The 13307-nt window shown below is 50.4% G+C and carries 9 protein-coding genes; 6 read left to right on the plus strand and 3 right to left on the minus strand.

The genetic code is table 11. The annotated features are described in order from the left end of the window. The first annotated feature begins 272 nt into the window (after positions 1 to 272). From NT002_00850 to NT002_00860, 3 genes are all read left to right on the plus strand, one after another. Entirely contained in the window at positions 273 to 1220 is a 948-nt protein-coding gene (locus tag NT002_00850) for a hypothetical protein (protein ID MCX6827821.1), read from the plus strand. A 149-nt stretch (positions 1221 to 1369) separates the two neighbouring features. After that, the gene (gene ettA, locus NT002_00855; protein ID MCX6827822.1) at positions 1370 to 3049 is read left to right on the plus strand and encodes an energy-dependent translational throttle protein EttA; all 1680 of its coding nucleotides are present in this window, start codon (positions 1370 to 1372) and stop codon (positions 3047 to 3049) included. A gap of 522 nt (positions 3050 to 3571) precedes the next feature. Continuing rightward, positions 3572 to 6550 (plus strand): choice-of-anchor D domain-containing protein, encoded by a 2979-nt coding sequence (locus NT002_00860; protein MCX6827823.1) that lies wholly within the window; start codon positions 3572 to 3574, stop codon positions 6548 to 6550. 319 nt (positions 6551 to 6869) lie between these two features. On the opposite strand, the gene NT002_00865 is transcribed toward NT002_00860, so the two are convergent. The 3 genes from NT002_00865 to NT002_00875 form a co-directional block, all read right to left on the minus strand. Beyond that, the gene (locus tag NT002_00865; GenBank protein ID MCX6827824.1) at positions 6870 to 8642 is read right to left on the minus strand and encodes an ABC transporter ATP-binding protein; all 1773 of its coding nucleotides are present in this window, start codon (positions 8640 to 8642) and stop codon (positions 6870 to 6872) included. A gap of 48 nt (positions 8643 to 8690) precedes the next feature. Further along, complete coding sequence (locus tag NT002_00870) at positions 8691 to 10163, minus strand: radical SAM protein (GenBank protein ID MCX6827825.1); 1473 nt, start codon at positions 10161 to 10163, stop codon at positions 8691 to 8693. An 81-nt stretch (positions 10164 to 10244) separates the two neighbouring features. After that, a complete protein-coding gene (locus NT002_00875) occupies positions 10245 to 10520 on the minus strand; it encodes a hypothetical protein (GenBank protein ID MCX6827826.1) in 276 nt (91 codons plus the stop codon). Between the two features lie 782 nt (positions 10521 to 11302). Between NT002_00875 and NT002_00880 the strand changes: the two genes are divergently transcribed. The 3 genes from NT002_00880 to NT002_00890 all read left to right on the plus strand — a co-directional run. Then, positions 11303 to 11713, plus strand: a complete 411-nt coding sequence (locus NT002_00880; protein MCX6827827.1) for an energy transducer TonB — start codon at positions 11303 to 11305, stop codon at positions 11711 to 11713. 184 nt (positions 11714 to 11897) lie between these two features. Next, positions 11898 to 12518, plus strand: a complete 621-nt coding sequence (locus NT002_00885; protein MCX6827828.1) for a TetR/AcrR family transcriptional regulator — start codon at positions 11898 to 11900, stop codon at positions 12516 to 12518. Further along, positions 12445 to 13307 (plus strand): TolC family protein (locus NT002_00890; GenBank protein MCX6827829.1); only part of this gene is annotated, 863 nt, incomplete at its 3' end. The genes NT002_00885 and NT002_00890, both read left to right, overlap by 74 nt.

Genomic DNA, 13307 nt, shown 5'->3' on the forward strand with positions numbered 1-13307 from the left:
TGGTTTTAAGAGGTGCCGGATTTTGAAAAACGAACCCAAATATTGTGCCCGGCCCGCGCCTGGCGGGTCCACGTCTGCCGTCTTGCCCGGACGAAAACCCGCAGATCGGGAGCTCTGCCGTGCCACAGCAAAATTCTCTTGCCAAAATCGACTTCCGGCAGTATATTGTAGACATAAAGGTCTGCACTTGATACCTTTTTGAGAAAGTGAACGATATTCCACCTTGCTAAGGGACTGAATCATCGCCACTAACCTTGACTGTGGAGGAACAAATGTCCCCTGATTTTCGGGCCGCCAGATCAGCGCTGTTTATCGTCGCCGTTTTCCTGGGCATCATAATTTTCTTCATACCGGCCTCGGCACAATTTCAATTTGAAATCGGCAAGCTTAGCAACAGTATCCAGGGGCAGGAATTATCTATTCCGGTCACCAAAACTTCCGGCACGGGGAATATCGACCGCTTCTCTTTCCGCATCGCCTACAACCCCGAAATGCTGACTCTCTATGAAATAACACCCGGCGAGATTTTCAATATTCCCGGCGCCTTTGAATGGGAGTATTTCAGCTATTCAATGGACACTGTAACTTCGGGAGAAATCCCCAATCGGTTTCGCACCGTCAGCATTTTTGGTATCGCCAACCTTGAGGACGGCGCCCATCTTCCGACAAGCCTCCCTATTCCCAATGGAACCGCTCTTTTTTATTTGAATTTCTATAGTACTATCGACCGCACTTTCGCCTGTAATTTCTTCCCGGTCAATTTTATCTGGAAAGGATGCAGCGATAACATCCTATTTATCGATGGTACATCAGATACAACCGGAATTTCCAAAAATGTATATTCTCCCGATAATCTGGATATTGCTCAGCCTGTTTCAACATTGCCGACCTATTTCGGAGCCCCCGAGGAATGCCTTGGTGCGGGACAATTTTTAAATCCCGTTCGGCTCATTAATCTCAAAAATGGCGGCGCCGATATGGTCTGTTCCGATTCTGCTCCAAATACCGGGGGCGATATTAATCTGAACGGAGTATACTATGACCCCGGCGATGCGGTGGTCTATACTAATTATTTCTTGCATGGTTTGGGAGCGTTTACGGTCAACGTAGCCGGGCAGGTTGCGGCGTCAGACATAAACCGCGACGGCACGCCCCTTACCCCGGAGGACCTGAGGAAGCTGTTGAAAATAATTTCAGGTTTGATATCGCCGGCATATTGATCATCTCCAAAATATCTTCCTTTATGCGCCGAAGATACTGCATCTTGAGTGCCCGATAATACCGATAATTCCACTTGAACGGCGGCGGCCGATTCCGTATTTTCCCCTGTCGCAAAATTGATAAAACTCTTCGAAAGGAGCTGCCGGCGATGGCGGAGCAATTCATCTTCACCATGCTCGGATTGAATAAATTCTACGGGCAAAAACAGGTCTTAAAAGATATCTACCTTTCTTTCTACCCCGGCGCCAAAATCGGCATTGTCGGCGAAAACGGCTCGGGCAAATCAACCGTGCTCCATATCATGGCCGGCCTCGATGATGAATTCCAGGGAAAAGCCGAAATCCTGGGCGATTACCGCGCCGGTATTGTCGAGCAGGAACCGTCTCTGGATCATGGCCTTACGGTCCGCCAGACTCTCGAGCAGGCATTCGCCGGGCAGATGGCGCTTCTGCAGGAATACAATGACCTCACCGACAAAATGGCCGAACCGCTATCCGATGATGAGATGCAGAAGGCGATGGACCGGATGGGCGAACTTCAGGATAAGCTGGACAGCTCCGATGCCTGGAATCTCGACCAGAAACTGGCTCTGGCCGGTGATGCGCTCTGTCTTCCCGATGATGACCGCATTGTCGGCACCTTGAGCGGCGGCGAAAAAAGGCGCGTCGCTCTCTGCAAGGCGCTTCTGGAACAACCCGATCTACTACTGCTCGATGAGCCGACCAACCACCTTGATGCCGAAACAGTTGACTGGCTGGAATCGCAACTGCGCGATTATCCGGGGACCGTTATCATAGTCACCCACGACCGCTATTTCCTCGACAATATCACCAAGTGGATTCTGGAACTGGAAAGCGGCCGTGGTATCCCCTACGAGGGGAATTACTCCTCCTGGCTGGAGCAGAAACTCTCCAAACTGGCCGCCGATGAGAAAAAAAACTCGCCCCGCGCCAGGGCTCTGGAACATGAACTGGCCTGGATAAAGATGAGCAACAAGGAACGGCACGAGCTTTCTCACGCCCGCCTTCTGCAATATGAACAACTGGTGGCCCGCGAGAAAGCGGCCGCCAAAGAGGATAACGCCGTCATCCAGATTGCCCCCGGCCCGGAATTGGGCGCGCAGGTGATTGAATTCAAAGATGTCTCCAAGCAATTCGGTGATATGCTCCTTTTCAGCGATCTGACTTTCAATATTCCCCGCTCGGCCATAGTCGGCGTAATCGGCCCCAACGGGACCGGCAAAACCACGCTTTTCCGGATGATTACCGGCGAGGAAAAACCGGATATCGGCGAGGTCAAGATCGGCACAACGGTAAAATTCGCTTATGTTGACCAGGGGCGGGAAACCCTTGGCAGAGATGTCTCACTTCTCGATGAGGTCAGCGGTGGCGCTGATGAAATTTTTCTGGGGAAACGTGCTGTCCCGGTGCGGCAATACCTTGCGCGGTTCGGTTTTAAAGGACCTGACCAGCAGAAAATGGCGGGCCAACTTTCCGGCGGCGAGCGTAACCGGTTGCATCTGGCCAAAGTTCTCAAAGTCGGCGGCAATGTCCTCCTGCTCGATGAGCCAACCAACGACCTTGACGTCAACACACTCCGGATGCTGGAGGAAGCGATTATGAATTTCGGCGGCTGCGCTCTGGTCATAAGCCACGACCGCTTTTTCCTCAACCGTGTCTGCACTCATGTGCTGGTTTTCGAGGGTGAGGGGAAAGTTCGCTGGTTCGAGGGGAATTTCGAGGAATATGAAGAGTGGCGGCGGAAAGAAACCGGCGGCAGACTTCTCGAAAACCGCCGCAACCGCTACCGGAAACTGGTAAGAGTTTGAAAAGAGCCCGTTTCCAAGAGCAGAAATCCATCCTATTTGCTCATTTTCCGCTTGCCGCATCAACCTGATAATGCTGTCCACCGAGGTGTTTTACACCTTGCCGATATGGCGGTTTTACCGCTGGACCATGGCGGCATACCTTGTGCACGTTAATTGAAAACTTATCGGCCTACCTTGATTTTCCGCTTGCATAATCCAAAAGCATCAGTTAAGATATTCTCGACGGTTGACAGCCTTCTGTCAAACCGGGGACATCGCCGTTAAGGATATTAATTGCTCAATAGAATCAGTCCTGCTATTGCAGATTGATGCTATTGTTTGACCGGGCAACTAAATTGGAAATGGAGTATCTTGAACGCTCGCGTTTCAGGAATTCTATCGGCTGTTATCTTGCCGCGACTGGGATACCATTATGCGGCCTGATTATCCTCGCAGGGTCGGGAAAGGAGGTTTTTCCATAAATTGATAATCTGTCAACTATAAAACTAATTGAGTCCTCAACCTGTTTTTGGGGGAATAATTATGAATCCATCAATATTACGTCATTACCTGAAAACGATTTCCCTGATTTGTTTTATGGGGCTTTCGGTAACGACCCTGCTGCTGGCATTAACACCGGAGGCATCCGGTTACGATGCTGTCGCATGCGCCATAAAGGATTGTATGAATTGCACCCAACCACACCCCGCCGAGGCGTGTCTTGGCGGTCTGCCCCCTTCGGGCGACTGTGTTTGCTATACCGATTTCACTCTGCAATTCAAACAAAAGGTTCACCTTACCGCATTCAACATCGACAAGAGTTGCGGCGGCGGACGCAGCGGTTTTTTCATCATTCGCAAAACAGATTGGACCGAGGCCTACAGTTGGGATATGGGTGACCCCGTTATTAATTGGGTTTTTGATGCTGAGATTGACGCAGGAACTTATCGTCTTGAGCCGTCGGCTCAATGGGGCGGGGATTACTGCGTGGAATATTGGTCCGGCCCGCCCAATTGCTCGGGAGACTTAACCGTAGGTTCCAGTGATTTCGACGATGTCAATACGGGTAATTGCAGCGCCTGGAAAACCGCTACTTTCAAGAACAACGGTAATATGTCGTTTAGTATCGGGGGGATTATCTCGGGTCATCCGGCCTTCCAACTCGATCTCAGCGGAATTCCGGGGACTCTCGATCCGGGGGCAAGTTTTACATTCAAAGTGAGATTCTGCGCCCCTGGGGGATTAATTAATAGCACGCCTTATTCTGCCTTCATAACGGTCAACTACACCTGCAACAGTGTGGCTTATTCTCGTCAGCTCTCGTTTACCGCGATGGCTCATGTGCCGCGGGGAGAATTATCGGTCCCGTCCACTTTTGACGTCGGTTCGGCCGACTGGACATTGCCGCCGCCCGGCAATCAGGTTACTAAGAATCTCAATATCGAGAACACCGGTGATGCTGCAATGACTGTCACCGTCACCATGATCGATGATGCCGGCGGCGTTTTCTCATTTCCCAGCGGCAGCGCGGTCGGCAATATCAATGGCTCCTCATCAAAGAATCTTGCCATCAGAGCAACCGTTACCGCCGAAGCAACTTATACGGGTGAGATTCGGGTTGTGGCTGATTACGGCGGGGGATATAGCGATTCCAAAACAGTGCAACTGCAAGCGCTGGGTCACCATCCGGTACCGAGACTGCATCTGTATACCACCGATATCGATTATGGTGAAGTCGAAATCGATTACTCGTTTCACCAGGCGATAAAGATCGGCAATGATGGCGACGCACCCCTGACTTTCGATATTGCTCTGCAGGACCCGGCCGACCCGGATGTAAGTGAATTCACGCTCGACCTGGGACCTAAAGGACCGATCGCCCCGGGCTCCTTCCAACTCTATGAAATGACTTATCATCCGACCACGACCGGAAATAAGGATGTCGTTTTGGTCATCGACAACACCAATGAGGAACCGCCTACTTCACATACAGTTAATCTGCACGGCATGGGCACCGATCCGATCCCACTATCCACCATGCTTGTCACGGACCGTTCGGGGAGCATGGATGGCAAGGCCGGAGATGTTCGGAAAATTGAGGCCGCCAGTATGGCCGGTACTCTCTATTCCAATCTGGTCCGTGATACCTGGGACTGGCTTGGAATAACCAAGTATAACCAGAACAACTCTACGCCTATCCCGCTGGCGGCGATTTCAACCAATCGGGCCGCGGCTCAGACTCTCCTGAACGATATAACCGGGGAACTATTGCCGGATGGAAGCACCTGCATCGGCGGGGCCATGCAGACCGCCGCCGCCCAGTACAGCTCCAGCCCGGCGGCAAATGCCTCCGCCATGATTCTTCTAACCGACGGCAAGGAGAATGTCGCTCCCTGGATCGCCGATGTCAAAGATCCCATCTTTACGGCCAACCCAAACCTCCGAATTTACTGTGTCGGTATTGGCGATCCATTGGAAACCGATCCTTACGCTATCGAGGGAATTGAGGTTTCCAAGTTCCAGGAGATCTCCGAGCACAATGGCGCTTTCTTTCAGGTTTTCGAATCACTTTCCGGCGAGAATCGCTATGCTCTCGAGGCTTTTTACTTCAAAGTCTTCGCAGCGGCTACCGGGCAACAGATTGTGCTCGATCCCCTTTATGTGCTGGCGCCATCACCGTCACCAATTTTGGTAACGACAATTGACATTGTAACGTCAGATCGGAGTGCCGATTTTCTTGCGGTCAGCGACCTCTTCCGCATCAAAGGGATGGAATTCCGTGTCATGCTCCAGGACCCTACCGGTCAAATCATGGAATCGGGAGCGGCCATAGGTGGAATCAGCGTGCATGTCAAATCATGGGGCAATTGCAAACTCGTTCGAGTCAAATTCCCGCCAAGAAATATGTCCGACTGTTACGCCGGCACCTGGAAAGTCTACCTGCAACCCGTGCCCGAAAGAATGGTGAGCGAATTGACATCTCTCAACGTGACAGCTTCGATGCCCAACAGCATACCGATAGCCGTCATGGCCTCGGTCGGTTCCGACTATCGGTTGCAGGCATCCCTTACTCCCGGTGAAGTTCTGGAAGGACAGCCCATACATATCATCGCTCAGACTTCCGAAGCCTGGTGGCCCAATCCTGAGGCTACCGTTACTGCGACCGTGACAAAACCTGATGGTTCTTCCGTTTCCGAACTCCTTTATGATGACGGGCAGCACAATGACGGTAATAATCATGACGCCACCTTTGGGCTTGATTTTACTAAAACTTCGCAGAAAGGCGTTTATACGTTTCTCATCAGAAGTATGGGAGTGACTGACCGGGGTGAGAGCGTAACCAGAGAGGCCTTGTTAACCAAATATGTCGGAAGCAAGATTCCTCCACGACCGACCGAGGAAGGATGTTTGCCTTGCTGGCTGCTGCGTCTAATATTCGCCCTGATATTACTGCTTCTCTTGCTCATCTTGATTCTTATTATTCGTTGCTGCTGTCGGAAACAGTATCGCACGGTCGGATAAGGAGTTTGTTCAGCACGCATTTGGAGCCTGAAACCAGTTGTGATGAGCCCGCGAGTCAATAGCTTGCGGGCTCCTTGTCAATATTTTCCGGTTAGCCTTTAGTCCAGACAATCGATAGGAATTATGCGACCCTATAACCAGCCAGACCCACTTGTTGACATAATCCCCAGTCGTATGCACAAGATTGCGCTTGACAAAAACAATAATTTTGTGATATTAATGGTAGAGATTCCTCGCGAAAGACATCCCATCAGGAGCGGCATTGCAATTGATCAGGATTAGAATGATTCGGATAGTCTAAGAGCAGGCTATGTCCCGGTCAATTCAACCGCCCAAGTCCGGCCAACTCCATCAGGCGGCGGTACTCGCCGTTGCGAACATATAACTCATCAATCGACCCCTGTTCCACGATAGCACCATCATCCAGCACGACAATCTTATTTACCCATGGCTCGCGGGTCAGCGCCAGCCGGTGCGTGGTCAGGATGGTCATGTTGGCGGCCGGTCGAAGTACCTGCAAGCCGTCAAGGATGCGGCGTTCCGATTCGACATCCATAGCGGAGGTGAGTTCATCCAGCAGGAGCAAGCGCGGTTTTTTCAAGAGGGCTCGCAGGACGGCGATTTTCTGGGTCTGTCCTGAGGAGAGACGAATACCACCGACTCCCAGCCGAGTATCGTAGCCGTTGGGGAGCGATTCCAGCCATTTATCAAGCGCAAGGATTTTCGCCGTCTCTCTTACCTGGGATTGATCGATATTCGGACCGGCCATGCGCATATTTTCCATGATTGAGCCGCTGAAGAAGAAATTATCGGCCATTACCATGGCGACATTGGCCTGATACGAGGAGGTTCTGATACTTGAAAGAGGGATGCCATCGGCCAGAATATCTCCCTCGTAGGTATCAAACATGCCGGCGAGGAGCCGCATGAGGGTAGTTTTACCGCTTCCGGTGGCGCCGACAATCACGACTGTTTCGCCGAATTTGAGATCGAGCGAAATATTGTTCAGGCACCAGGCATTATCGCGATAAGCGAATCTGACGCCTTGAAGCCGCACACCTTCCGTAAGTCGGAAACCGTCATGGGCCGACACCATGTTTGTCTTCCGCGCCTCGTCCAAAACCTCGGTCACGCGCTGGGCCGGGACAGAAGAGGCAATTAGGGATTGGTACAGGCCGAGCAACTGCTGCGCCGGACGCAACAAAAGAGGTATATACATGCCCAGTGCGACCGCATCACCAAGCGTCAGCCGATCCTGAAAAACAAGATACCAGCCGCCGAAAGTAAGCAGAATCCCCCAGAAATATGACACCGCCCAACTCATGCGGCCGTAAATCAGTTGGACGCGCCAGATGCCGAAAGACATTTTGATTTTGTCGCGGAGCAATCCGGTGTACAGTTTCCTAAGCCAGTTGCCGATTCCAAAAATTCTCGCCGTCGGCACACCCTGGATCGCCTCGATGGCGCCGGTGGTTAATTGCTCATCCTTCATTCTCATCCGTTGCTGCCACACGCGCAGCTTAAGTGCCAGAATACTGCTGGTCACGTAATAAAGGGGTATGATGGCCAAAACCAGCACAGTCACAAGGGAACTGATATTCGCCATCATCACCAGTGTCAACACCGTCGTCAAAAGAAGCGAGATTACTTGGGGAACGATGGCGGAAAGCATCCCCGAAGTCTGGTCGGCATCGCCGGCGATCCGTTCCAGAAACATCCCCGAGTGATGCGATTCGACATAAGATACCGGCACCCGGTTCAAGGCATGGAAAACTTTCATGCGGATTCTGAAAGTGATCAGATTATTGACATACGTTGAAAGATAAGTGGCCAGCGACTCGATAACCGCGGTGATGAGATTCAGCCCGACAATGAAGGCCGTGAGCAAGAAGAATAAGTGGAAATCCCGAGCAGGATAGGCCACATCGATAATCTCCCGGGTGACCTGAGGTGTAATCATCGGCTGCAGTGAGGCGGCGGTACCCAGCAATCCAAGGCCGATGAGATGCCGGCGATAGCGTCGGACCACGCTTCGCAGCCGCCAGAGGTAAGACAACGGCTGAAAGGCGCGCTGCCATAATGATTGAATCATTGCTCTCATTCTAATAATATATAATATAAGCCATTGTTCCGCTCGGCGCTACATCGTTCTCATATACTTTTCGGGCGCCCGGGGGCATATGGGCGACGGGCACCATCGGGTACCATAATGAACGACACAATCTCTGACGCATTGCCCATAGGAGGATTGACACTCGTCGAACTCTTCGCATTCAAAACAGGCGGTGCCTTTGAAGCTCTCCCGCGAAGGGTGCAGCAGATATTCATCCACCTTTTTGCTATGCCAGATATCCAATATGGATTGCGTCCGCAAATCGCCCAGATAATCTCCTTCCCGCTCCGGCATTTGCTCGCAGGCCACTACCCTGCCGTTGGCGCAAATTGTAAGATTCGACCGGCCCGCCGTACAAGCGCTTCTTCTCTTCCAAGTCTCCCCGACTTCCTCCTTTGGTCTTGGCATGACTTGAGGGGCGCCGTTCTGATAGAAGATTTTATCGGCCGGAAACTCCGCATTTAACTTGATGATCTGCTTGTCGAGCCAATGGTAATCCTCCGGATGATTAAATAATCTGTCGCTGTGATGATAACCGCTCTTGCAATAGGTTGCCAGGCGAATCTCGGACAGCCCCATGGCCTTTAAATCACGATAAAGCTTAGGAATCGCAGGTAGATTATATGGTGTAATGACACATTTCGCTTCAATGGTCTTAAATCCCGCTTCCTGGCAATTGCGAATCGAGGTCATAGTTCTTTCGACAAATCCCGGGCACTGCACAAGAAAATCGGCGATTTCGGGGACGGTTGAATCTATACTGAATTGAATGCCTTTCACATATCTATATTCAAGGAGGCGCCGGGCCGTCTCAAGGGAAACATAGGACTTGGTGGCCAGCACGGTCGGCTGGTATTCATATTCACTCATCAATCCGAGAAAATCCAATAAATGCGGGTAGCAAAGGACATCCCCGCCTGAAACGTAGATAGCCATCATGCCGCCTTGGGAAGCTTCCTCGGCGATTTCCTTAACCCTTTCGAAGGGTAATAGGTTCTCCCTGGTGACAGGTTGCTTTTCCATGTAACAGTACTGGCAGTTGGTCTGGCACTCGTTAGTCAGAAGCCACAGAACGCTAAGGGGGAACGATAATTGGGTGTCATTGGGGCGATAGTTTTCCGTTTTTATGATGTAATCGGTCGTCCGGTAATAGGGAATTTGGTTGCGTTGTTTCTGATTCAAGGTCGACAACGGAATCAAGAGAGGTGTTTCGACACCCCCCTGCGGCTGGGAATATTTCTGGAGTACTCTTTGGAGCATGGTTTTGGCTTCGTCTCTCCGGTCAGCGGTTTCATCGTACACCATGACCGAGCTTATTTCGGCTACCTCATCACAGGTTCTTTTTCCATCGAATAGAGTCGTCACTACTGTCTCTATCGGGTCTAAACGGATGAACGGTGTCGCAGCAGGGCCGGGGAATGCGACGATTACATATTTTCCCTCATTTCGAAGACGCACCGAGGGAGCCACAACATAGATTTCATTTCCCACATAATCCATTATTTGAACTCCTTGGAATCGGCTGGTTATAGTTTATACGGTACGCCGTTAGCCGGCGTACCGTTTACCATTGGCCACCACTTACGTAGGTTTAAATGCGGCAAACCAATTATAACATCCATGAGCGGAAGTACAGCGACCCGCACTGCAAGTATTGTAGCATCCATCAGCCGCGCACCAAACCTGGTCACATCCCGTGGACATACATCCATATTGACAACTGGTACAGCCGCCTGTCTGGGGCGTTCCGACCTGACAGGCCACAATGCCGGTGTCAATTCCCATCTGTTCGGCGGATGTAAGTCTGAATCGCAGACCGCTTTCTTCCAGCGCTTTCATGATTTCTTCATTGGCCATTATACGCTCCTTCTGATAAGGGCCATATCCGTAGTTATCATTTTAATAAAGAATACTCCGAAGGGAGCATTCCATTTCCGATGCGCGGGGGACCGCGAGGTGTATGCAAAATCCGTGCGTCACAACTATGCGAGAAGATAGAGACCTCCATCGTTGCTGTAAACCGGATGTCGTATCGGATGAGTCTTTCCCGAACGGAAGATAAATCGGCAGCCGGCCAGTGTCAAGTTCTTTTTCCAAAACGAGGGTGATTATTTAATCTCGTACTCTCAAACCATGGTTGCAGCAGAGAAGAATGTGCATCGGCTGGTCGCCGGGTCCAGGATTTGTCGGCAGCTTGGGTGGGAATCGGGGGATATAAAATTAGGGAGTTCGGATAACTAATCGCCGATTCATTGATTCGCAGCTTCCTTATTGAAACCCTCGGCACTCTGCTGAGACTGATGGGATGATTGTTTAATTGGAATTCTGAGGCATAACGCTTTGAATTGCAAATAATTAACATGGGAGCAGGGGGCGTTCTATAAATTCCTTTTGGAATAGTGTAAATTCCTCTGTGTAGATTTGGTTTTGGATAAATAAGATTAACGGGAATACCCGCTTGACTTTAAATGAAGGTTATGCCTCTTTATCAAATAACATAAAGTCCCTGACAGAATTTACTCAGAGGTATGCATAAGATTGCGCTTGACAAAAACAATAATTTTGCGATATTGATTATAGAGATTCCTCGCGAAAGACATCCCATCGGGAGTTTTTAAACTTCAAACGTGGGAGGTTGTATGCGAATCAAATCAATCGCGTTCTACGCCTTCCCATTACTCTTTCTCTGCCTTTTTATTAATTCCACTGATGCCAGAGATAAGAAATACCGCGGCGAGAATGACTTTGTGGCGGTTGATTCGCCGCCTGTCATGGTTTTTGAAGCAACCCCGGCTTACCCGGATTCCGCCAATGCAAATAAAATCGAAGGGATAGTCTGGATTAAGGCCCTGGTCGATGAAAATGGTAAGGTGATCGAAGCCAAAGCCCTTAAATGTAGTGCCATGGGTTATGATTTCGAAGAAGCGGCGTTGGAAGCGGCTAGAAAATGCGAATATACCCCGGCCAAGCAGAAAGAAAAGCCAGTATCGGTCTGGGTAACTTATAAAGTAGAATTCGCTTTGGCCGAGGGTTATAAGGAAGGAGAATAGCCGAATTGTCCAATGCTAGGGCGTCCCGGCTAATCCGGGACGCCTCTTTTTTTGCCTTAAATATCAATCCGATTTCGGATTTAAAGAACTACAAATCAACGACTTGACAAAAATTGAAAAATCCTTGACAATCCTATTTTTTTATTATATAACCAGTTAGTTAAACTAAACGGTTAGTTATAATATGGATTCTATTACTGCCAACCGATCCGAAACCGCACGCAAAATCCTCGAGGCGGCGCGTGAGGAATTCGCCGAAAACGGCCTGTATGGCGCCCGGGTCGAACAGATCGCCCGCCGGGCCGGAATCAACAAGGCGATGATCTATTATCACTTTCATTCCAAAGATGAACTTTACCAGAAGGTAATTGAGGATCATCTGACACAGATTGGCAATTTCCTCGAGTTGAATATCCCCGGCGATCACAATATCGATTCTTTCCTTTACAATATGGCCGGTTTCTTCAATCTCATGTTTCGCCAGCGCCGGAGCTTTGCCCCTATCTTCCTCCGCGAACTGGCCTCCGGCGGCGAAAGAGTCCGTGATACCTTCACCAGGATAATGTCGGCCAAAGGATTGAATAAGACCTTGCTCGGTATCATTGACGAGGGAAAGGAAAAAGGCTTATTCCGTGAAATTGACAGCACGCAGGCGATGGTGTCGTTTATCGGCATGAACCTTTATTACCTGCTGGCCTCACCGGTTATAAACTCTGTTCTGGAGATAAAAGATGAAAAAGATTTCCGCGAAAAACGTCAGAAAGAGGTGGTCGACCTCTTTTTGTACGGCCTTAAAGCCAGATAATAAACCATTCGCTATTGTCTTAACTTTGATAGTCCTTCTCTTCTGTCCTCAGGCCAGGGGCGAGGTGAGGCTATCGCTGGCCGAAACTATCAGACTGGCGCAGGAACATTCGTATGAGGTCAAAATTTCCGTTCATGATTCTGCCTCCGCCATGTATGATTACAATTCCGCCCGTTCGCTCCGCTATCCCACTCTCTCGCTGAATGCCGCCTCGTTTTATGTTGATGATTTGCAGTCGGTCCAATTCGGCTTCAAGAAAATGGAACTTGGCTCCCACGAAAACTATCAGGCTGATTTGAAACTGCAGATTCCCCTTTTCACCGGCGGAAAAATTTCCCATCAGATCGGAATCCAGCAAGAAAATATGCAGTTCAGAACCTTGAATCTCGAATCGGAACGGCTTAACGCCGCTTATCAGTCCCGCAAAGCATATTTGAGCCTGCTACTTTCTCAGTCGCTGGTCGGTTCGGCCGGAGCCTCGCTGGAACGAATCGGGATCATCGCCACTGATGTCCGCAACCTGCATGCGGCCGGGTTGGCCGATTCGGTCGATATTCTTGATGCCGATCTCGCCTATCAGAAAGCTCTGCGGCTTATGGCTGAGAAAGAGACTACCAGGAGAAACGCTTCCCTGTCATTGATCCGGCAAATCGGATTGCCGCCCGACGAGGAAATCGTTCCGACCGACACGGCTCCGCTTCCGCCGCTGCCGGACACCGCAGAGAAAACCGCCGATTCCTCCCAAATCAACCGCCCGGAATTAAGAGCGCTTGATAGTCACATCCGCAA

This window comes from Candidatus Zixiibacteriota bacterium, from assembly GCA_026397505.1.
Lineage (GTDB): Bacteria > Zixibacteria > MSB-5A5 > GN15 > PGXB01 > JAPLUR01.